Here is a 22,926-nt window from a genome sequence, read left to right on the forward strand (position 1 = left end):
AACATACCCTCGGTTTGACCGCGCAACGCGCGGTCGGCCAAGACCCGGAAACCCCATGCGCCACATGGCATACCGGGAATAACTAGAACTTACTGTCCTAGTTACCACGAAGTTTGGGAACAACAGTGCGCACGATACTTGTTCGGCTAGAGTCGCGTTCGCACCCGCCGATGTCCAGAGTCACACTCTCGCCCGACGACGTCGAGGACCACTCTCCCCACCCGCCGACGCAAGGAGGCCACAGCATGGAATCCGCTGACCATCCGATCAATCCAGCCCCACGTTTTGCAATCATCGGATATGCAGCGCGTTTTCCCGGTGCCGCGAACGCGGACGAGTTCTGGGACGTGCTGCGTGAGGGCCGTGACGCGATATCGGACGTACCCGCCGACCGGTGGGATGCCGATGAATTCTTTGACTCTGAACCCGGAGCGCCCGGCAAGGTCGTGACCCGCCGTGCCGGCTTCGTCGATGACGTGACGGGGTTTGACGCACCGTTCTTCGGTATGTCGACACGCGAGGTCAGGCTGATGGATCCGCAGCACCGACTGTTGCTGGAGATGGCGTGGCGGGCGGTGGAGCATTCCGGAATCGCCCCAACGGATTTGGCCGAGACCAACGCCGGCGTGTTCGTGGGTTTGGCCACCCATGACTACCTGGGAATGGCATCCGATGAGCTGACTTTCCCGGAGATCGAGGCCTACATGGCCATCGGTACCTCCAACGCTGCTGCTGCGGGCCGCATCAGCTACCGGCTGGGGTTGCAGGGACCCTCGGTTGCCGTCGACACGGCGTGCAGCTCGTCGTTGGTAGCAATTCATCAAGCGTGCCAAGCGCTTCAACTCGGAGAGTGCGACCTCGCGCTGGCCGGCGGTGCGAATGTCCTGCTGACCCCTGCGACAATGATCACGTTTTCGCACGCGCACATGCTGGCGCCCGACGGCAAATGCAAGACGTTCGACGCGGCCGCAGACGGCTACGTGCGTGGTGAGGGATCTGGCGTCATCGTCATCAAGCGCCTTGAGGATGCGATCCGCGACGGTGATCGAATCCGGGCCGTGATTCGGGGCAGTGCGATTAACCAGGACGGCGCATCGGGCGGGCTGACGGTGCCCAATGGCGTTGCTCAGCAGCGTGTTATCGCCGATGCACTCAAGCGTGCCGGCATCGCGCCGAGTGACGTCGGGTATCTGGAGGCGCACGGCACTGGAACATCACTGGGCGATCCGATTGAGGCCCAGGCCGCCGGCGCGGCGTATGGCATCGGCCGCGCGGCGAACGATCCGTTGTTGATCGGCTCAGCGAAGACGAACATCGGCCATCTGGAGGCGGCCGCGGGTATCGCGGGTGTCATCAAGGTCGTGCTGTCACTCGAGAACGAATTGTTGCCGCAGCACCGTAACTTTCAGAATCCATCGCCGCATATCCCCTGGGACCGGCTCCCGGTGGAGGTCGTCAAGGAGGCCACTGCGTGGGAGCGCAACGAGCGCCCGCGTATTGCCGGAGTTAGCTCCTTCGGGTTCGCCGGGACCAACGCTCACGTCATTCTCGAAGAGGCCCCGGTAGCGGCCGAGAGTGAATCGGCCGAAGAGCCTCAGTCGACGGGGGACCGGTTCAGCATTCTGCCGCTCTCGGCACGTACACCCGCCGCGTTGGTGCAGATCGCCGATCAATACCGCAGCTGGCTGAACAGGCACCCCGAGTCCACGTTGGCGGACCTGTGCTTCACCGCCGGAGTGGGGCGCGCGCACTTGGAGCATCGCGCCGCGCTGGTGGTCAATTCCCGCGAGGCCGCGGTGGAACTGCTCGGCGCCGTCGCCGATGACCGCCCGGCACCGGGCCTGGGGCGTGGAGAATCTCATGACACGCCGAAGACCGCGTGGCTGTTTACCGGCCAGGGCAGCCAGTACCCGGGTATGGCCCGGGAGTTGTTCGAGACCGAGCCGGTGTTCGCCGAGACGCTGAAGCGTTGCGCGGCGGTGGTGGACGATGTTCTCGAAAAGCATCTGCTGGATGTCATTTTCGATGTAGACGGTCCAGATGCCGAGGAGACGCTGCGGCAGACCTCTTACGCGCAGCCCGCCTTGTTCGCGGTGGAGATGGGCTTGGCCCGGCTCTGGCAATCGTGGGGCTTCGAGCCGGATGTGGTGTTGGGTCACAGCGTTGGTCAGTACGCGGCGGCCTGCGTCGCGGGCGTGTTCAGTCTTGAGGACGGCGCTGCGTTGATGGCCGAGCGCGGCCGCTTGTTCGGCAGTCTGCCCGCCGGTGGGCGGATGGCAGCGATATTCGCCGCCGCCGAGCGGGTGGAGAGCCTGACCGACGATTTCCCCAGCCTGTCGGTTGCCGCCTACAACGGTGCCAACACCGTATTGTCCGGTCCTGCACAGGATCTGGAGAAAGCGGTGGCGGGGTTGGTCGCCGAGGGCGTTCGGTGCGACTTCCTGGAGACCAGTCATGCGTTCCACTCGGCCTTGCTTGACCCGATCCTTGACGAGTTCGAGGCATATGCCAACAAGTTCAATTACAAGACACCTCAACGGATTCTGATCGATAACCGCACGGGCACCGCGCTCGGCAGAAGCGTGAAACTAGACGGGGCGTACTGGCGTCGGCACGCACGTCAACCGGTGGAGTTCGCCAAGAGTGTGCGCACCCTTGCCGACATGAATTGCAAGGTGTTGTTCGAGATCGGCCCGCAACCGGTGCTCACTGCCGCAGCCCTTCGTGCATGGCCCGACCCGGCCACCGCGCCGCGGGCGATCGCCTCCCTGCGCCGAAACACCGCGGACCACAGGCAGATCACCGAAGCCGCTGCCGATGCGTACGTCCTGGGTCACGTGCCCGATTTCGGTGCTTTCCGCCACGGTCACGCGCGAAAGCTCGACCTACCCACCTATCCGTTCGAGCATCGCCAGTACTGGTTCAGCGATAAGCGAAACGGCGACAACCGTGACGCCACGAACCAGCAACAGCGTGCTTCCGGGCCGCGCACCGAGGCCGTCCGTCTGCTTGAGGACGGAAAGATCGAGGAACTCGCGAACCTGCTTGGCGGTGCACGTGGTGACCAACAGACTCTCGCAGTCCTGACAAAGCTTGCTGCACAACATAATCAGCAACGCACCACGCAATCCATCGCGGATGATCGCTACCAGTTCCGATGGGACAAGTCGCCCACGCCGCTAACGGGTGCGGATACCGGCACGGGTACCACCTGGCTTCTGGTGGGTGATGTGGCAGGCGCGGCCGCGCCGCTGGTCGATGCGCTCACTGCGCGTGGACAGCGGTACCGGATTCTCGGGTTGCCAACGTCCGACGCCGACGAGCAGCAGCTCGCCGATGAGTTCCGTTCCGCGGTATCAGACGATTCCGCGCTCCGCATCGTGCATGTCGCGGCTCTCGATGGGGGTGCCTCGTCGGCGCGTTCGCTGCTGCGGATACAACACCAGGTATTGGGCGGAACCCGGCGGCTCTTCCGCGCGGCCGCCGCTGCCGAACTGCGCGCACCCATCTGGCTGGTAACACGTGGTGCCCAGCGGATCACCGATGCCGACACCGTGGCGCCGGAGCAGAGTGTCCTGTGGGGATTTGGCCGTGCGGCGGCACTTGAACTTCCGCAGGTGTGGGGTGGACTCGCTGATCTGGCCGAGGCCAGTGCCGCCGAATGGTCACAGTTCATCAGCCGCGCTTCCGCGTCGAGCGATGCGTCCGCCAGGGAGGATCAGATCGCATTGCGCGATCAGTCGGTCTACGTTCCCCGGCTTGTTCGGCGGGAGAATCTGCCCAGCGGCACTCCGCTGGAAGTACGCGATAACGCGACGTACTTGGTAACCGGCGGGTTGGGCTCGATCGGACTGGAGATCGCCGGGTACCTCGCCGCGCGCGGCGCCAAGAACCTGGTGCTGACGAGTCGGCGCGAACCGAACGAGACCGCACAGCAGCGTATCGACGCACTGGGCGCGCAGCACGGCTGCGAGGTCCGGGTGGTTACCGCCGATGTCGCGGACGCACATGACGTGGCACGACTGTTGGCAGGCGTGCAGGCCGAGTTGCCGCCGTTGGTGGGCATCGTCCATGCCGCGGGAGAGATCGGCACCACCCCGCTCAGCGACCTTGACGACTCCGAAGTAGACCGTGTCTTCGCAGGCAAGGTGTGGGGTGCCTGGCATCTGAGCGAAGCGGCGGCCGACCTGAAGCTCGACTTCTTCATCAGCACCTCCTCCATCGCTTCGGTGTGGGGTGGCTTCGGTCAGACCGCCTACAGCGCGGCGAACGCCTTCCTCGATGGACTCGCCTGGCGTTTGCGTGAACAGGGCATCGCCGGGACCAGCGTCAATTTCGGTCCGTGGACGGCGGGCATGGCGGACGCGGAATCTCGTGCGCGACTCGAACAACGTGGAATCAAGACGTTGTCCCCGGCCGATGCATTGGCCGGCCTGGCCGATGTGGTGGCGGCCTCCCAATCGAACGGCGGGGCGCAGGGCGTCGTCGCCCGCATCGACTGGGCCCGTTTCCTGCCGCTCTACCAGCAGGCCGGGAGGCGAGCATTCCTGGCGGAGCTGGAGCGTGAGGTGCCTTCGCATCTGGCCGCATCGCAGGGTGTCACGCAGTCGGGCACGACGCAGTTGGTCGAACGGCTCGCGGGCGCTCCGGTGCAGCAGCGCAAGAAGCTTCTGACCGATTACCTGCGCGATGCGGTGGCCGAGGTGACGCGCGTGGATGTCTCGGAGATCCGCGAGGATGCGGGGTTCTTCGATCTCGGCATGGATTCGTTGATGGCCGTCGAACTTCGCCAACGCATGGAACAGGGTGTGGGCAAGGAGATTCCGGTCACCCTGGTGATGGATCATCCCCGCATTTCCGATGTTGCCGACTATCTGCTCGGCGAGGTGCTGGGCCTCAGCGAACAAGCCAAGCCGACGGCACAACGGGTACCGGCTGTCACGGATCGCACCGACGAGCCGATCGCGATCGTCTCGGTGTCATGCCGATTCCCCGGCGCGCCGGATCCGGAGGCCTTCTGGGAGGTGCTTTCCGGGGGCGTCGACGCGATTCGCGAGGTGCCCGAGGACCGCTTCGACATCGACGAGTTCTATGACCCGGATCCGGAGACCGCCGGCAAGACGTACACACGATTTGGCGGATTCCTGGACGGTATCGATGGATTCGATCCCGAGTTCTTCGGTATTTCCCCGCGTGAAGCCGTCTGGATCGAGCCGCAGCAGCGACTGATGCTCGAGACGGTATGGGAGGGCTTGGAACGCGCCGGATACTCGCCGGCCGCGTTGCGCGGCAGCCGAACCGGAATATTCGCAGGTGTGGGCGCGAACGAATACGCACACCTGCTGTCGTCGGAATCGATCGACAAGATCGAGCCCTACTTCATCACCGGTAACGCGCTCAACGCGATCTCCGGGCGCGTTGCCTTCGCGCTGGGATTCGAGGGGCCGGCGGTGGCAGTGGACACCGCGTGCAGCTCGGCGTTGGTGGCGGTGCACCAAGCTGTCCAGGCCTTGCACTCCGGTGACTGCGATCTAGCGGTGGCCGGTGGTGTGAACGTTCTGCTGAGCCCGGTGACAGTCATTGCCGCCTCGCGCGCCAGAATGCTTTCGCCGGTCGGACGTTGCAAGACATTCGACGCGTCTGCCGACGGCTATGTGCGCAGTGAAGGCTGCGGGATTCTTGTGCTCAAGAGATTGAGCGATGCGGAGCGCGACGGGGACCGGGTCCTGGCCGTGATTCCGGGTAGCGCGGTGAACCAGGACGGCGCATCCAGTGGACTGACCGTTCCCAACGGTGGGGCGCAGCAACGACTCATCGGAACGGTGCTCGCGCGGGCCGGTCTGGCGGGTGGGGACGTCGATTACCTCGAGGCGCACGGAACGGGCACCCCGCTGGGTGATCCGATCGAGGTTCAGGCTGCCGCCGCGGCCTACGGTGGCTCGCGCGAGGCGGACCGGCCGCTGCTGATGGGCTCGGTCAAATCCAACATCGGCCACACCGAATCGGCTTCCGGTGCAGCAGGTCTCATCAAGGTGGTGCTCTCTCTTCAAAACGGGGTGCTGCCGCAGAGTCTGCACTTCGAAAAGCCGTCGCCGCACATCCCGTGGGATTCGCTGCCAGTTCGGGTGGTGGACAAGGCCATTCCGTGGGAGCCCAACGGTCGACCACGGCGCGCCGGGGTGAGCTCGTTCGGATTCACCGGCACCAACGCCCACGTGCTCATCGAGGAGGCACCGCGACGGGCAGTGGTGACAGATGAAGGTGGCCCCGACGGCACCGCCGCTACACCAGAAGCCCAGGGCGACAAGGTGAAAGTCCTTCCGTTGTCCGCCAGGTCGCCGGAGGCGCTGGCCGCGGTGGCGCAGCGCTATGAGTCCTGGTTGAGCGCCCATCCAGAGGTCGACATCGAGGATGTGTGCCTCACGGCGGGGAGTGGCCGGTCGCACTTCGAACATCGTGCCGCTCTCGTCGTGGACTCGGTGGAGTCCGCGCGCGAGGGTCTGGCCGAGTTGGTTCAGAATCGCTTACGCCCCGGTGTAGTTCGTGGCGAGCACACGAATCACCCGACGACGGCGTGGCTGTTCACCGGACAGGGCAGTCAGTATCCCGGCATGGCGCGTGAGTTGTTTGACGCAGAGCCGGTTTTCGCCGAGACCGTCACGCGTTGCGCGGAAGCTGTCAAGGACATCGTCGAGCGCCCCTTGCTGGAGGTGATGTTCGCCACCGACCGCGAAACCGGCGGAGAAGCAGGGAAGGTGCTGCGGCACACGTCATTCGCACAGCCGGCGATCTTCGCCGTGGAGATGGGTCTAGCCCGGCTGTGGCAGTCGTGGGGCATTGAGCCCGATGTGGTGCTGGGCCATAGCGTGGGCCAGTACGCGGCCGCATGCGTCGCGGGAGTGTTCAGTCTGGAGGACGGTGCGCGACTGATCGCCGAGCGCGGCAGGCTCTTCGGCAGTCTTCCTGCGGGCGGTCGGATGGTGGCCGTCTTCAGCGACGCCAAGCATGTCGAACAGATCGCGAGTGATTTTCCACGTGTGTCTGTGGGCGCCTACAACGGACCGAACACCGTGCTCTCGGGTCCGGGCGAGGACGTGGAGCAGGCGGTCGCGCGCTTCGAGGAAGAGGGAATCCGGTGCACCTGGCTGGAGACCAGCCATGCTTTCCATTCCGAGCTGCTGGACCCGGTTCTCGACGAATTCGAGTCGTATGCAGCGCAAGTGCAGTTCGCGACGCCCACGTTGCCGCTGGTGTGCAACCGCACGGGTGCGGTGCTGACGGCGCAGACCCCGATCGACGCCCAGTACTGGCGACGGCATTCCCGTCAGCCGGTGCAGTTCGCCGAGAGTGTGCGCACCGTGGCCGCACTGGGATGCTCAGTGCTGATGGAGATCGGCCCGCAGCCGGTGCTGACCGGTGCCGCGGTGCAGGTCTGGCCGGAGCACTTGGCCGCTCCGCGGGCAATTGTCTCGCTGCGCAAGGGAGTCGGCGACCGACGCCAGATCGCCGAGGCCCTGGCCGCAGCGTACGTCGGTGGTCATCGACCCAATTTCGCTGCGCTGCAGCGCCACCCGCGTAACACGCTGGAACTGCCGACCTATCCTTTCCAGCGTCGCCGCTTCTGGCCGAAGTCGTCCGGCGCCGCCATCGAAGGCGGGGGCGGCTTGTCCGCGGGCATCCTGGGTAGAGGCGAGGATCTGGCCTCCGGCGATTCCGTCTACATCAGCCGGTTGTCGGTCAGGTCGCAGCCGTGGCTGTCCGACCACGTCATCTACGGCACCGTCGTCGTCCCCGGCGCAACCTATGCCGCGATGGCCCTGGCTGCCGTCGGTACTCCGGCACGGGCCAAGGACGTGTTCTTCTACGAGCCGATCATTCTGCCGGAGAAGAGCTCTCGTGAGGTGCAGCTGACGTTGCATCCACTGGAGGACGGCAGTGGATCGAAGTTCCAGGTGCACAGCCGCCCCTACGGCGAACGCGATGTCGACTGGTCGTTGAACGCCGAAGGCACCGTCGTGCCGGGTATCGATGAGAGCGCCGACGATGCGGCCGGCCAAACCTCGGAGGCCGAGCCGGTTGACGCGGCCATCGAGCGGATGGAGCGCATGCGTCCGAACGAGCTGTTCGAAACCTTCGCTGATCTGGAACTGTCCTGGGGCCCAACCTGGTCCGGGTCTCTGAAGTCGCTCTGGCTTGGTCAGGGTGAGGCCATCGGCGACGTCCTCGTCGGTGAAGAACTCGCCGAACAGCTCGGTACCGAACCGATGCACCCCGTGCTGATGGATCTGTGCACCGGTGTCGCCTTCCCCGCGTTCCCGGCCCTACTCGCGGCCGAACAGGGCATCAACGATCTGTTCCTGCCCTTGCGGTACGGCCAGGTGACGTTGAAGGAGAAGATGCCACGGCGCTTCTACTGCCGCGCCCGGTGGCATGAGAGCGCCCTGGACAGCGAGACCCAGGTCTTCGATCTCGAATACCTGGATCGCGATGGCCGCCACCTGGGTGGGATTCGTGAGTTCACGGTGAAACGTGCGCCGCGCGAGGCACTGCTGCGTGGGCTGGGCGGCGATGCCACCCGCCTGCTGTACACCCTTGGTTGGCACGAGGTTCCGGTGCCGCCTTCGGAGGACGGCACCGCAGCGGCAAGCGGTACCTGGCTGATCGCCGGGTTCGACGAGCTGGCCGCCAGGGTGCCGGGCTGCATCCCGTTCGACAGGGCGAGCAATCCGGAACTTCTCGGACAGGTGTTGGTAGAGGCCAAGGAGCGCGGTGTGCCGTTCTCCGGTGTCGTCTGGCGTGCTGCCGCTTCGGGTGCGCAGGAGTCGAGCACGGATGAGATCGCGCGTCTGGAGACCGAGATCGCCAACCTGCTCAGTGCCGTGCACACGGTGCAGAACGGTGCGCAAAATGGCGTGAAACTTCCCGATGGTCTCTGGATCGTCACCGAGCGTGCCGTGGCCACCGAGTCGGGCGAACCTGTGGATCCGATACAGGCTTCCCTGTGGGGATTCGGGCGCACCACCATCAACGAGGAACCGGCGCTGCGCGCCAAGCTCGTTGATTGTGACGGCTCGCCCGAGGCCGTGCAGGCGCTGGCGAATCTGTTGGCAACGCCGGTCGAGGAGCCGGAAATCGCGGTGCGGCAGGGCAAGCTGCTTGCCTCACGGTTGTTGCCGTGGTCGCGCAGTGGCAATCTCACGGTGCCGCGCGGGAGTGACTACGCCCTGTTGCCCACCGAACGTGGTGCCATCGACAACCTGCGGATCACCGAGAAGGAGGTTGAGGCACCGGACGAGGGTTACGTGCAGGTGCGGGTGGAGGCCGCGGGTCTCAACTTCCGCGACGTGCTCAACGTGCTGGGTCTGTACCCGGGTGATCCGGGCCCGATCGGTGGTGACTTCGCCGGTGTTGTCACGCAATTGGGTGAGGGCGTCACCGAGGTCGCGGTGGGTCAGCGGGTCTATGGCTCCATGCAGGGTGCCTTCGCCAGCCGGTTCAACGCGCCGGCTCAGTTCCTGGCGCCGATTCCGGACGGGGTTAGCGCGGTCGAGGCCGCCACGATTCCGGCCGCGGCACTGACGGTTCGGCTCGCCTTCGACTGGGCGCAGCTGAAGCCCGGCGATCGTGTGCTCATCCATGCCGCCAGTGGTGGTGTGGGGTTGGCCGCAATCCAGATGGCCCAACAGTGCGGCGCCGAGGTTTATGCGACGGCGAGCACCTTCAAGCGGGCGACCGTGCGAAAGCTCGGCGTGAAGTATGTGTATGACTCGCGTACAACCGATTTCGCCGACCAGATCCTCGCCGACACCGATGGGTATGGTGTTGACGTGGTGCTCAACAGTCTCACCAGCGAAGGGTTCGTTGAGGCGACCGTGCGGGCCACTGCCAAGAACGGCCGTTTCGCCGAGATCGCCAAGCGTGATATCTGGACTTCGGAGCAGATGGCCGAGGCCCGCCCAGATATCGCCTACGAGATCGTCGCGTTGGACACGGTGATGTTCCAAGAGCCCGAACGCATTCGGGGCTTGCTGACGGAGGTTTCGGACGGTTTGGCCAAGGGGGAGTGGACACCACTGCCCGCCGAGATCTACCCGCTGACGGAGGCCAGGACGGCTTTCCGCCGCATGCAGCAGGCCCGCCATATCGGCAAGATCGTGTGCCAGATGCCGAATCCGCTGGCACCACAGCAGGATCGGACCTATCTGATCACTGGTGGACTGGGTGCGATCGGCCTGCACACCGCGTCGTATCTGGCTCAGCTCGGTGCCGGTGACATCGTGCTGACCAGTCGCCGTGCTCCAGATGTGGACGCGCAACGGTTGATCGAGGAGATCAGCGAGCGCTCCAAGGCCCGCATCCACGTCTTCACCGCCGATGTCGGCGAGGAGTCCGAGGTTGTGAAGCTGCTGGAGCGGATTCGGGCGGAGCTGCCCCCGCTCGGCGGCATCGCGCATCTGGCAGGCGTGCTCGACGACGCCCTGCTGGGTCAGCAGAGCGTGGAGCGGTTCCGGACCACCTTGGCGCCCAAGGCGTTCGGTGCCGATTACCTTGACAGGCTGACGAAGGACGAGGATCTGGACTTCTTCATCGTGTCCTCCTCGGTGTCCAGCCTGTTCGGTTCGCCTGGTCAGTCGAACTACGCGACGGCCAATGCGTGGCTCGACGGTCTGATCGCGCGGCGCAGGTCGCAGGGCCTGCCCGCCACCGGCGTCAACTTTGGCCCCTGGGGTCAGGGAGGTATGGCCTCCTCGGAGGCGGCGACCGCGAACATCAGTGCGCAGGGCCTGATTCCGCTGGATCCCTCGGCGGCGCTCGCGGCTCTGGCCGAGGTCATCGCCAACGGCACCGGCCAGGCCACCGTCATCAAGGCCAACTGGCAGCGTGCGGCGAAGGTGCTGGGCAGTTCGCGTCCGCCGATCCTGGACCTCGTGTTGCCGAGCGCCGTGGGCGAGGTGACCGGTGACAGCGAGTTGCTCAAGCAACTGATGGAGATACCGGTGCCCCAGCGGGCTGGTTTCGTGACCGAGTTCCTGCAGCGCGAGGTGCAGAACTTCCTGCGCCTGGCGCAGCCGCCGGCTGCGACGAGCCGGTTCTTGGACCTCGGTACGGATTCGCTGATGGCGATCGAGCTGCGTAACCGGCTGCACAGCCAGTTCGGCGGCAAGTTCACGATCAACGCAACGGCGGTGTTCGACTACCCGACCATCGGCGGGCTCGCGGAGTACCTCGTGGCTCAACTGCCGGATGCGGAATCGGAATCAGAGGAGGCGCAACCCGCCGCGGAGCCTGCACAATCCGAGTCGGAGCCGGTGCCCGCGCCATCTGACGAAGTATCCGAGCCTGCGAGGTGAACCCGTAGCCGTCCAGGTAAGTTAGCCAGCCTGGACGGCTGCGGTATCTGTTGGCCGGTAATGAGTGGAGCGGGTGCGGTCTGAGTCGATTTTTTGCGGACATCACTCCTCTGCGCAACGCCGATTTCCGGCGTCTGTGGCTGGCCGGGGTCGTCACGGTCATCGGCGCAGGGCTCACGCTGTTCGCGGTCCCTGTTCAGATCTATGCGCTCACCCACAGTTCGGCGTACGTGGGACTGACGGGCGTTTTCGGTTTGGTGCCGTTGGTGGTGTTCGGACTGTGGGGCGGCGCGCTGGCGGACCGGATGGACCGGCGGACCCTGCTGATCATTACGGCCATCGGGCTGGGTGTTTCTTCGGTGCTGTTGTGGCTGCAGGCCGCGTTATCCGTCGACAACGTGTGGGTGGTGCTGTGCCTGCTCTCGGTGCAGCAGGCCTTCTTCGCGGTGAATTCACCGACGCGCGCCGCGGCGATTCCGCGGATGCTTCCGCTCGATCAGCTGCCGGCCGCCAACGCGCTGAACATGACGGTCCAGCAGTTCGGGTTCATCGCGGGGCCGCTGCTGGCCGGGGTGCTGCTGAAGTGGGTGGATCTGTCCACCTTGTATCTGATTGACGCCATCGCGTGCTTGGCGCCGATCTGGGCGACAGTCCGGCTGCACAGGATGCCGCCGAGTAGTGCATCAAAAGATCTGCAAGCCAACACTTCTGGCCTTCGTGACGTCCTCGAGGGTTTCCGCTATCTGGCCGGGCACAAGATCGTCCTGATGTCTTTCGTGGTGGACCTCATCGCCATGATCTTCGGGATGCCGCGCATCCTGTTCCCGCAGATTGCCCACGAGGGGTTCGGCGACCCGGCCGACGGCGGCACCGTGATCGCGCTGCTATCGGCGGCGATATCGGTGGGTGCGGTGATCGGCGGGGTGTTCTCCGGCTGGTTCCATCGGATCGATCGCCAGGGTCTGGCGGTGGTGGTCAGCATCGTGGTGTGGGGGCTGGCGATGGTGGGTTTTGGGCTCACCGCGCACGCGCCGCTGCTGTGGCTGTCGCTGGTGTTCCTGGTGATCGGCGGCATCGCCGACATGGTGTCGGCGGCCTTCCGGACAACGATCCTGCAATCGGTGGCGACGGACGATGTGCGCGGCCGCTTGCAGGGTGTGTTCACGGTGGTGGTGGCCGGAGGGCCGCGGGTTGCCGACTTCACGCACGGTGCGGCCGCCGCGGTCGTGGGTACGACGGCAGCCGCCGCCGGTGGTGGTGCGCTTGTGGTGGTGGGGGTGATCATTGCCGCGCTCCTCGTTCCGGTGTTCGTACGGTTCCGGACGTCGGACGAGATCACAGCGGAGGATGCGAGCGAGGCCGGTCAGGACACGGTGCAACCCCAGTAGGTTTCACCCCATGGATGCTCTGACGCCAGTGGACTTCCGGCGGCTTTCGCGGGACAAGCAGCTTGCTCTTGGTCGCGGGCTGCGTGACCAGATGCCACGGCGACGCCTTGCGGAACTTCCCGATCAACCGCACCGGGATCCGATCGCGGTGCTCGCCGCGCAGAACACGTCCCGGATCCCGTCGCTGGTTCCGGTGCGCCGGGAGCGCATGTCGGAATCGCCGTTCGCGTTCTACCGCGGGGCGGCCGCGGTCATGGCCTCCGACCTTGCCGACACCGCAACCACCGGGGTACCGATTCAGATCTGCGGTGACGCGCACCTTTCCAACTTCGGCCTCTTCGCCTCGCGTGAGCGCGCCCTGCTGTTCGATGTCAACGATTTCGACGAGACCGCGATCGGTCCGTGGGAATGGGATGTCAAACGTCTGGTTACGAGCGTGGCGATTCTCGGCCAGGAATTCGGGATGTCGGGCGACGCGGTGCGTGCGACGGCCATCAAGACCGCCGCCGCATACCGCACCCGGATGCAGGAATTGGCTCAGCTGTCCGCCCTGGAGCGGTTCTATCTCAAGACGACCGCGCTCGAGGTGCTGGATCTGGTCTCTCGACTGTCCAAGAGCGCGTCCAAGCTGGCAACCGAAACGGTCTCGAAGGCCTCCCGCAACACCTCGCACCGTGCCTTGAAGAAGCTGACGGCCACCACCGTCGACGGTCATTACCGGATCGTGGAGCAGCAGGACATTGCGGTCCGGGTCCCGGAGGTGGGTTTCTCGGAAGCCGCCGCGATGGTGGAGGAGTACTTCGGTTCGGTGCCCGAGGACGTCGTGGCACTGCTGGCATGCCATCAGTTCGAGGACGCCGTGGTGCGAGTGGTGGGTGTCGGAAGCGTGGGCACCCGTTGCTATCTAGCCCTGCTCACGGATGCCGATGGGTCGCCGCTGTTCCTGCAGATGAAGGAGGCTTCTGCCTCGGTGATCGAGCCGTACTTTCCGCAGGAGTTGCGGCTGGACCATGGGCGCCGGGTGGTGGCAGGCCAGCGGATCATGCAGGCCAGCGGTGATCCCTTCCTCGGTTATGTGTCCTCGTCGCGTCGCGGCAGCTTCTACGTGCGGCAGTTCCGCGACATGAAGGGGTCGGTCGAGATCGCCAGTCTCACGGATCCCAACGACCTGGCGCTGTACGGGTCCCTGTGTGCGATGGCGCTCGCGCGTGCCCACGCCCAATCGGGTGTGCCCGGGGTGATTGCGGGCTACCTCGGCGCGGGGGCCGATCCCAATGTTGCCGATGCGGCCTTCGCTGATTTCGCCGATGCCTACGTGAGGGTCAATCGTGAGGACCACCAGCGGCTGCTCGCTGCCTCCGAGGAGCAGTGGCTGCCGAGCTCCTGATGTCCTAATTTGTGGGATACCCGACCTGGACGCCATTGCCCAGGTGGCGAACACTAAGGGGCGTGACGCGTTCGGTGGTGGTTCTGGGTTTCCCAGGAGTCCAGGCCCTCGATCTGGTGGGGCCGTACGAGGTGTTCGCGACCGCATCCCAGTACTTGACCGGTACCCCCGGCTACGACGTGTCGCTGGTGTCGAGCGACGGCGCCCCGATCGCGACCGGTTCGGGTATGGAGTTGGCCACCCGTCCGTTGCCTGATTCCGGTGCCGGATGCGACACCTTGGTCCTGCCGGGTGGCGTCGGTGTGCCCGCCGTTCAGCGGGACCCGGCCGTCATGGAATGGATCCGCGCTTCGGCGCGCTCCGCACGACGGGTGGTCAGCGTCTGTAACGGTGCATTCCTGGCTGCGGAGGCCGGCCTGCTCGACGGCTGCCGGGCCACCACCCACTGGGCTATCGCTGAGACCCTTGCCAGTGAATTCCCAAGCATCACAGTGGATCCCGACCCGATCTTCATACGCAGCTCGGACAAGACGTGGACGGCGGCCGGGGTGACGGCGGGTATTGATCTGGCGCTGGCCCTCGTCGAAGACGATCACGGTGCCGAGGTGGCGCAGACGGTGGCGCGCTGGCTTGTTCTGTACCTGCGCCGCCCGGGTGGACAGTCCCAATTCGCGGCCCCGGTGTGGATGCCGCGGGCCAAACGCATGCCGATCCGCGATGTGCAGGAGGCCATCGAGGCGCAGCCCGGCCGATCACACCGAGTACCCGAGCTGGCGCGCCTGGCCGCGATGAGCCCGCGGCATTTCACCCGGGTCTTCACCGCGGAAGTCGGCGAGGCGCCGTCGGCCTACGTGGAGCGCATCCGATCCGAGGCTGCGCGCCGTCAGCTCGAAGAGACCGACGACACCATGGTGGTGATCGCGGATCGCTGCGGGTTCGGATCTGCGGAATCCCTGCGCCGCAACTTTGTTCGCCGCATGGGCGTATCGCCCGACCAGTACCGCAAGACCTTCTATCGCACCGAAAGGGCTTCCTCATGAATTCACCTGTGACTCAAATCGCCATCGTGCTGTACCCGGATTTCACCGCACTGGATTTCATCGGTCCTTACGAGGTGTTGCGCTTCATGCCCGACACCGAAGTCCGATTCGTCTGGCACAAGCCGGGACCCATCACCGCCGATTCGGGCGTGCTGGTCATCGGCGCCACGCACTCGTTCGACGAGACCCCCGCACCCGATGTCGTGCTGGTGCCCGGAGGGCCGGGAACGACCATGGCGGCCCGCGATGAAGGGCTACTGGAGTGGCTGCGCCGAGTGCATCCGACGGCCGCGTGGACCACCTCGGTGTGCAGTGGTTCGCTGGTATTAGCGGCAGCCGGTCTCCTCGAGGGCCAGCGGGCAACCTCGCACTGGTCCACGCTGCCGCTGCTGAAGCCGTTCGGGGTGACCCCGGTCGGTGATGAGCGCATCGTGCGTGCGGATGACGGCGGTGTGGTCACCGCGGCGGGGGTGTCCGCGGGTATCGACCTGGGGCTGTGGCTCGCGGGCCTCATCGCCGGGGAGGAGCGGGCCAAGGCGATTCAGCTGAGTATCGAATACGACCCGCAGCCGCCCTTCGACTCCGGGCACATGTCCAAGGCCAGTGCCGCCACCAAGGCCACGGCGACCGCCGGGCTTGCCAAGGACATTTTCAAGCCGACGGTCATCTCGGCGGGTGCGCTGTTGTTGTGGGATGGCGCGCTCGCGACGGTGCGGGCGCGGACTGTTGGCCGACGTTTCAGACTCAGACCCTGACCGTGGGATGGGTTCGCGCGGGCAGACCCATAAGTCAATTATCTTGGTGATAACTACTGCGCTTGGCGTGTAGCGCTCGAAGGTCATGGTGTGTCGCCGAGGCGGGCGGTAGATGTTATCTGATGGTGTGATGGACATGCCGCTGATACCTTGCCGAGGCCGCTGGCAGCAACAGCTTATGTTCGTGAGGCCATGTGTGGCATAGCCGGTCGAGATCTCAGTTCAGCGAGGACCGGAATCCGGCGGGGCGAGAACCGAGAGCCCCACCATTGCCGATTGGCAACCGGCATCATCACGCCGGCTGGCGCGTCATCCCACGTGCACCGGCGTTCGCGCGGGTGGCCGCAGCACGGAGTGGGGCGTCGCGCCAAACCGTTGACAGCATAATTAGCATCATGATAACTTCTATCGCACCTTGAATGGTGACGGTTTGCGGAAGCTACCTGGTGCTCTGCGGATGAACGGTGAACAGCCTTGTCTCATAACTATCTTGTTGACATCGCGTGTCGGATGACCATCTCGTGAGAAGGCTGGGCGGAGCGCCGGTAAGCTCGATGAGGGCTCAATCGGCAGCCTGGCGGTGCCCTGACTGCAGATATCGAAATCTTCTGTTGAGCAGGAGATCTCAGTGACAACCCAGCAGATTCCCAAGCCGGAAATCGCGGAGCGTTCTGCGATTGCGGAGGTTGACGCCTGGACCAAGCGATATGTGCGGTCACACCCATTGGCGTCGTTGCACACCGTCGGCGGACAGGTGGTCTTGGGCGCTCGCACCGTCCAATATTTCTTTGCAGACCTGTTCACCGGGCGTTTCCGGTATGCCGAGTTCGTTCATCAGGCCGCGTTCATGGCAGGAACGGCTTTTCTTCCAACGCTTTTCGTCACATTGCCGATCGCGGTGACATTGTCCATTCAGTTCAGTCTGCTCGCCGGGCAGGTCGGCGCAACGTCATTGTCGGGTGCGGCCACGGGCTTGGTGGTCATTCGGCAGGGAGCTTCTCTTGTGGCTGCGATTCTGCTGGCGGCAGCGGTCGGCTCGGCGGTCTCTGCAGATCTCGGTTCGCGCGCCATGCGGGAGGAGATCGACGCGATGGAGGTGATGGGTGTTTCACCGATCCGTCGACTGGTTGTCCCGCGATTCGCCGCTGTGATCGTTGTAGGCGTCGCGCTGACCGGATTGACATGCTTCGTGGGATTCATCGCCGGGTATCTGTTCAACGTGTACATGCAGAACGGGGTGGCCGGCTCATTTCTGGCGACCTTCTCGTCATTCGCCACCGTCGGGGATATGGTGCTGGCGCTGGTCAAGGCGGTGATCTTCGGCGCAATTGTGGCAATTGTCAGTTGCCACAAGGGGCTTGATACACGCGGTGGGCCTGCCGGAGTCGCCAACTCTGTGAATGCGTCTGTGGTGGAATCGATTCTGCTGCTGATGATTGTCAATGTTGTATTGAGTCAGCTCTACATCCTGGTGTTCCCGCGAGAGAGCTTGTGACGATGGTTGTTGCACGCCACTACCCGCCAGGCGCCCGAGCGATTGTCAACTCGGCTGTTGCCGCAGAGACGGCATTGGCCAAGATCGGCCACTCCGTGTATTTCTTCGTCCGCATCGTGATGGCGGTACCGGTCACTCTGCGAAGCTATTCGCGCGAGTTCTTTCGTGTTCTCTCCGACATCGCGTGGGGTAATGGGTCGATCGTGGTTGGCGGCGGCACGGTAGGGGTGGCGCTGGTGCTCGGATTCACCGCGGGCGCATTGATCGGGGTGGAGGGTTACAACGCGCTCAACCTTTTGGGTCTGGGCCCCGCCACCGGCTTGTTATCGTCATTCGGGTCGACTCGGGAACTGGCTCCCGTCATGATTGCATTGGCGTTCACCACGCAGGCCGGATGTCGATTCACCGCCCAACTGGGTGCCATGCGTATCAACGATGAGATCGATGCGATGGAATCGATTGCCATCAACCCGATCCCATATCTGGTAGGCACCCGGACGCTAGCGGCAGTGGTCGCCGCAATCCCGTTGTTCATCGCTTGTCTTGCCGTGACCTATCTGGCATGCCAGGTCGTTGTGGGCATATCGGCCGGTCAATCGTCTGGAACGTATCTGCATTACTTCTCACTGTTCGTCAACGGGCGCGACGTAATCTTTGCGACCACGAAAGCAGCTGTGTTCGTGTTTGTTTCGTCGGCGATTCAGTGCTACTTCGGGTACTACGCATCCGGCGGTCCACAGGGTGTGGGGGTCGCGGCCGGCCGGGCGATGCGCGCGAGCATCACCGCAATCATCGTCCTGAACATGCTGATGACCATGGCGATGTGGGGCGTCGACGCCGGCGCGAGATTTGGTGGTTGACCATGCCGAACTCGTTCGATGGTGATGGCCGTGGCCCGTCCAACCACCGGTTGGCCGTCGCTGGTGTTGCCTTCGTGGCGCTTGGGTGTGTGGTCGCAGCCCTTCTGATCGCGAAGTCGCAAGGTCGGCTCGATCGGATGGTGCGAGTGACCGCCGAGCTGGTGAATGTCGGAGATGGGTTGCCCGCGAAATCGGATGTGAAGTTCCGGGGGGTGCTGGCCGGATTTGTCACCCGTGTCGTACCCGCGAAGGTCGGCCGGCCCAACATCGTCTATATCGACCTGAAAACTAACTACGCGCAGGGTATTCCAAGCACGGTGACTGCGCGCGTGGTCCCCTCGAACGTCTTCGCCGTGTCATCGATTCAGTTGGTGGATAACGGCGGCAGTGCCGCGCCTCTGCGGCCTGGGGCGGTTATTCATGAGGATCAAAGCTTGCCTACCGTGTTGTTCCAGACGACGCTGAGCAAGTTCCGCCAGCTGCTCAAGGCGGTGGGCCGCTCGCCCTCGCCCGACAGTGTCGGAATGCTAGAGGCCCTGGGCAAAGCCACGGAGGGGCGCGGCGATCGGCTGCTCAATGCGGGTCGCAGTCTGAACGAGATCGTTACCCAGCTCAATGCGGTCATGGGCGACCGTGCGGAGCACTCAACGCTGGCCGCGCTTACGCAGGCTACCAGCGGATTGCGGCAAGCGGCGCCGGATCTCTTCGATGCGCTTAGCGGCGCGGTGCAACCGATGAGGAGTCTGGCCGAGAAGCGGGTCGCCTTGTCTGGCTTGCTGTCTGCCGGACTGAATACCGCAGGCTTGCTCGGTGATTCTTTTGAGCACCAAACTGATCGCCTGATCAACATCACCACGCAACTCGAGCCGGTAGTGGGTGTGCTCGCGGACAACGCAGAGCAGTTCCCGGCTATCGCTTCTCGTGTGCAGGCCGTCGCAAACCAGATCTACAGCGAGGCGTGGAACCCAGAGACCAACCAGTTGACGCTCAAGGGCGTGGTGGCGTTCACCCCGACGCGCACTTACGTGCGTGCCGACTGCCCCCGCTATGGCGCACTGTCCGGACCGAGCTGCGAAACGGCGCCCGAGATTCCGACGACGCCCTCGCTCGAGTCGGCGCTGGGTTCGATGGGATTCCCGCTACCCCCTGGTGTTTCGGAGAATCGCCCCAATCTCGCGCCGCCGCGTGACTCGGTGAGAGCACCCGATCGGCCGGATTCCCCCGAGCCGCCAACGCCGGAACCTGCTCCTGTGCAGCCGGCGGCGTTTGTCGGCGGGAATGTGGGGCCAGTGGGGAGCGTGCGGGAGCGCCAGCAGCTCGGTGAGATCTTGGGCGCCAAGGCTGGCCCGGCGACCCAGTTGTTGTTGGGTCCTCTCGCAAGGGGGTCCGACGTCCATGTCATCCGGGCAAGCAGTCAGGTGGATCGATGAGCTACCGTAAGCCACTGATTGGCCTGTCACTGTTCCTGATGCTCGCGATCGTTGTGACTTCCATGGTGTTCGTGACGTTGCGGCGAGAAGTCTCGGGCTCGACAAACACCTATTCGGCGGTATTCACCGATGTATCTGGACTACATCCAGGGGATGATGTCCGCGTCGCGGGCGTCAGGGTCGGGCGAGTCGATGCGATAGATCTCGTCGGCACCGCCGCCAAGGTCACCTTCCGGGTGCAGAAGGATCAGGTTCTCTATCGAAACACGATCGCATCGGTGACCTACCAGAACATTATTGGGCAGCGATATCTTGGTCTGGCGCAGGGCGATGTGCAGGATCGGGTGCTGCTGCCTAGGGACGGCCAGATTCCGCTCGAGCACACTGTCCCGTCGTTCGACATCGCCTACCTCCTTGACGGGTTCGAACCGCTTTTCGTGCTGCTGGACCCGCAACAGGTGGACAACCTGACCAACGGGATAATTCAATCATTACAAGGTGATTCGGGATCACTGTTGGCTTTAATAACCCAAACATCTTCCCTTGCAGAGACATTCGCGGGCCCCGATCAGATTCTCGGCGGCGTCATCGACAGCCTGAACACAGTGGTAACCAACTTGGCCCGGCAGCGGTCAGACATCCAGACAGTGATCCGGCAGGCGCGTCAGGTGATGAGCGGTCTGGCCAATCGCCGCCAAGAGTTGGTCGGCGCGGTGGGCTCAACAAACAGCGCGGTGGGCAGGCTCGCCGCGATTACAGGCTCAGTGTTCCCAGACTTGCAGTCATTGATCGTCCGAGAACCGGGATTTACGGGACACCTCGCGGGAGATGGCCGAGATAGATTCGCCTTCTTTGGAGCGAATCTTCCCTATCTACTCAAGGGGTTTGCTCGTGCCTCGGAGGATGGAGCCAGGCTCAACGCCTACCCGTGCGATCTCAATATCACCATCTTTGCGTTCCTAGGACGACTCATCCCCAGCATCGTGGAGCACGCAACACCCGGTGGCGTCATTCAACACACTCCGATGTGCAGGTAGGCCAATGAAAGTCAAAGGAATGAAGCGACCCCTTGAGAGCTACAACAAGATCTGGCTCGGAGCAATCTCACTGGCCCTCATCGGTGTGATCGTTGCGGTCATCGTGATGATCGGTGCGGCCGGGATCGGTTACACCAGATACCAGGCTCAGTTTGTGCAAGCAGCGCAGATCCGGCCCGGTGATCAAGTGACCGTCGCCGGAATCTCGGTGGGCAAGGTCAAGAAACTAAAGCTTGCTGGTAATCACGTGGTCGTTACCTTCGTCGCTCGTAACGATGTGCACCTCGGCGCACAGACTCGTGCCGCGGTGAAGCTGACCACGATTCTCGGATCCCGATACCTTCAGCTCACGCCCGCCGCCGATGGCACATTGCGCGACAGGACAATCCCCATCGCGAACACGACAGTTCCTTACGATTTGCAAAAGACGCTCGCCGACTCGACCACTACCTTCGAGCAAGTAGATGCCGATCGGGTCGCAGAATCGTTTACCACGCTGTCACGCAGTCTGAACGGACTACCCGACGCGCTTCCGCTGGCGCTGGACAACGTCAAGTCGCTTGCCGAGGTGATCTCAGGACGACGCGATCAAATTGGGACGCTCCTGAAGAACGTGGACTCCGTTACCACCCTGATCAGAGACGAGCGGGCCAATCTTGGCTCCATGGTGCTTCAGGGGCGAGAGGTGCTCGGAGAGATTGCAACTCGGCGCGAGGCGCTGAAGAGACTGCTTGCTAGCGCCACCGCGCTGGTGGATACCCTCAAACGGATCTTGGACGATTCGCCCGGAATCAACGGGATGCTGGCCTCACTGCAGGATTTCACTCGGATGATCGGCGAGCATGACGCGCTGCTGCGGAACACCCTGCAGGCGCTGCCGTTGCCGATTCGAAATCTCGCCAATGCCAGCGGGTCTGGGAACTCCATTGAGGTGGGGGCGCCCGGGGTTCCGATGATCGACTCGTGGATGTGTGCGATCAGCGGACGCGCCAAACAGTTCAACCTCGTCGAGTACTACAAGGATTGCGAATGAACCGGAGACGCCCTGTCATTGCGGTCGCGGTAACGGTCGCGCTGTTGGCGATTGTCGCTGCCATCGCAATCCCGCGATTCACTGAACGTACATTGCGGATTACCGCACAGTTCGAAGACACCGTCGGCCTGTATGAAGGTAATGCTGTTTCGTTGCTAGGCATGCAGATTGGCGAGGTGACTGCCATTGCCCCACAGGATGGGTACGTGGAAGTGCAAATAGATGTCGATGGCGGGGTGGATCTTCCGGCCGATGTTCATGCGGTCACCGTGTCGACATCGATCCTCACTGATAGGCATGTGGAACTTACCCCGCCCTATCGCGGTGGGCCCAAGCTGAAGAATGGCGACGCCCTTGGGCTGATGCGAACCCGTACACCGGTCGAGTTCGATCGGACGCTGACGATGGTTGACAAGCTGTCGCGGGCACTTGGTGGTGACGGGCAAGGCCAGGGCCCCCTCGCCGATCTTGTTGGAGCGAGCTCACAGATCGCCACGGGAAATGGCGAGAAGCTCAAAGAGACGCTCGGTCAGCTGTCGCACGCGCTTCGTCTCGGTACCGACCAAGGCGCGGGTAGTCAGAAGAACATTCAGTCGATCGTCGCCAACCTCGCTGAGCTGACACAGGCATCGGCCGACAACGACACCGCGATAAGGGAGTTCGGCTCGAACCTTCGTCAACTCAGCGACATCCTGGCAGACGAGAACCTCGGGGCCGGCACCACCGGTGCAAAGGTGAATCAGATTCTGGCTCAGGCAACCGCGCTGCTGGAGAACAATCGGGACCGTCTCAAGAACACGGTCAACGACTTTGGGGTAGTGACTACCGCAATCTCGGACTATCGCCGTGAGATGTCCGAGTTCTTCGATCTTCTGCCCCTGGTGGTGGACAACTTCGATCGGGCCATCGATCCCAATGCGGGCGTCGTTCGGGCGCATCTGTCCATCGACAAGGTGCTGCTCGACGGCCAGTTCGCGAAGGAGGTCTGCAATCTCATCCAGAAGAAGCAACTGGGATGCGCCACGGGAACCATGCAGGACTATGCCCCAGACTTTGGTCTCACCAGCATGCTGCAGATAATGGCCGAGACACGCTAATGCGTTGGTGTCCTGATGTATTCAGCCGCCGAATGCGGGGGTTCTTGGCGGCG

The 22,926-nt window shown here is 63.8% G+C and carries 11 protein-coding genes; all 11 read left to right on the forward strand.

What is annotated here, in order from left to right; genetic code table 11:
* Nucleotides 1–245: 245 nt before the first annotated feature.
* The 11 genes from MSTE_RS04210 (at nucleotide 246) to MSTE_RS04260 (ending at nucleotide 22,873) form a co-directional block, all read left to right on the forward strand.
* Nucleotides 246–11,351 carry a type I polyketide synthase gene (locus tag MSTE_RS04210; protein WP_096499250.1) on the forward strand — a complete coding sequence of 3,702 codons (11,106 nt, stop codon included), beginning with the start codon at nucleotides 246–248 and terminating at the stop codon, nucleotides 11,349–11,351.
* A 110-nt stretch (nucleotides 11,352–11,461) separates the two neighbouring features.
* A complete protein-coding gene (locus MSTE_RS04215) occupies nucleotides 11,462–12,739 on the forward strand; it encodes an MFS transporter (RefSeq protein ID WP_096505413.1) in 1,278 nt (425 codons plus the stop codon).
* A 10-nt stretch (nucleotides 12,740–12,749) separates the two neighbouring features.
* On the forward strand, nucleotides 12,750–14,126 hold the full coding sequence (locus MSTE_RS04220) for a DUF2252 domain-containing protein (RefSeq protein ID WP_096499252.1): 1,377 nt from the start codon (nucleotides 12,750–12,752) through the stop codon (nucleotides 14,124–14,126).
* 62 nt (nucleotides 14,127–14,188) lie between these two features.
* Nucleotides 14,189–15,166 (forward strand): GlxA family transcriptional regulator, encoded by a 978-nt coding sequence (locus tag MSTE_RS04225; protein WP_096499253.1) that lies wholly within the window; start codon nucleotides 14,189–14,191, stop codon nucleotides 15,164–15,166.
* Nucleotides 15,163–15,921, forward strand: coding sequence for a DJ-1/PfpI family protein (locus MSTE_RS04230; RefSeq protein WP_096499255.1), 759 nt, complete (start codon nucleotides 15,163–15,165; stop codon nucleotides 15,919–15,921). Before MSTE_RS04225 ends, MSTE_RS04230 begins: the two co-directional genes overlap by 4 nt.
* A 658-nt stretch (nucleotides 15,922–16,579) precedes the next feature.
* Nucleotides 16,580–17,416 (forward strand): MlaE family ABC transporter permease, encoded by an 837-nt coding sequence (locus MSTE_RS04235; protein ID WP_096505415.1) that lies wholly within the window; start codon nucleotides 16,580–16,582, stop codon nucleotides 17,414–17,416.
* 2 nt (nucleotides 17,417–17,418) lie between these two features.
* Nucleotides 17,419–18,276 (forward strand): ABC transporter permease, encoded by an 858-nt coding sequence (locus MSTE_RS04240; protein WP_096499257.1) that lies wholly within the window; start codon nucleotides 17,419–17,421, stop codon nucleotides 18,274–18,276.
* A gap of 2 nt (nucleotides 18,277–18,278) precedes the next feature.
* Nucleotides 18,279–19,706 (forward strand): MlaD family protein, encoded by a 1,428-nt coding sequence (locus MSTE_RS04245; RefSeq protein ID WP_096499259.1) that lies wholly within the window; start codon nucleotides 18,279–18,281, stop codon nucleotides 19,704–19,706.
* The gene (locus MSTE_RS04250) at nucleotides 19,703–20,743 is read left to right on the forward strand and encodes an MCE family protein (protein WP_096499261.1); all 1,041 of its coding nucleotides are present in this window, start codon (nucleotides 19,703–19,705) and stop codon (nucleotides 20,741–20,743) included. Before MSTE_RS04245 ends, MSTE_RS04250 begins: the two co-directional genes overlap by 4 nt.
* 19 nt (nucleotides 20,744–20,762) lie before the next feature.
* Nucleotides 20,763–21,776 carry an MCE family protein gene (locus MSTE_RS04255; protein WP_231896986.1) on the forward strand — a complete coding sequence of 338 codons (1,014 nt, stop codon included), beginning with the start codon at nucleotides 20,763–20,765 and terminating at the stop codon, nucleotides 21,774–21,776.
* A complete protein-coding gene (locus MSTE_RS04260) occupies nucleotides 21,773–22,873 on the forward strand; it encodes an MCE family protein (RefSeq protein ID WP_096499265.1) in 1,101 nt (366 codons plus the stop codon). The genes MSTE_RS04255 and MSTE_RS04260 overlap by 4 nt, the downstream gene beginning before the upstream one ends.
* Nucleotides 22,874–22,926 lie beyond the last annotated feature (53 nt).

This window comes from [Mycobacterium] stephanolepidis (assembly GCF_002356335.1).
Classification (GTDB): Bacteria; Actinomycetota; Actinomycetes; order Mycobacteriales; family Mycobacteriaceae; genus Mycobacterium; species Mycobacterium stephanolepidis.

Excerpts from the sequence above, each read along its gene's own strand:
- MSTE_RS04250 (WP_096499261.1), top strand. The coding sequence starts at position 19,703 with ATGAGCTACCGTAAGCCACTGATTGGCCTGTCACTGTTCCTGATGCTC.
- MSTE_RS04230 (WP_096499255.1), top strand. The coding sequence starts at position 15,163 with ATGAATTCACCTGTGACTCAAATCGCCATCGTGCTGTACCCGGATTTC.
- MSTE_RS04245 (WP_096499259.1), top strand. The coding sequence starts at position 18,279 with ATGCCGAACTCGTTCGATGGTGATGGCCGTGGCCCGTCCAACCACCGG.
- MSTE_RS04240 (WP_096499257.1), top strand. The coding sequence starts at position 17,419 with ATGGTTGTTGCACGCCACTACCCGCCAGGCGCCCGAGCGATTGTCAAC.
- MSTE_RS04220 (WP_096499252.1), top strand. The coding sequence starts at position 12,750 with ATGGATGCTCTGACGCCAGTGGACTTCCGGCGGCTTTCGCGGGACAAG.
- MSTE_RS04260 (WP_096499265.1), top strand. The coding sequence starts at position 21,773 with ATGAACCGGAGACGCCCTGTCATTGCGGTCGCGGTAACGGTCGCGCTG.
- MSTE_RS04255 (WP_231896986.1), top strand. The coding sequence starts at position 20,763 with ATGAAGCGACCCCTTGAGAGCTACAACAAGATCTGGCTCGGAGCAATC.
- MSTE_RS04210 (WP_096499250.1), top strand. The coding sequence starts at position 246 with ATGGAATCCGCTGACCATCCGATCAATCCAGCCCCACGTTTTGCAATC.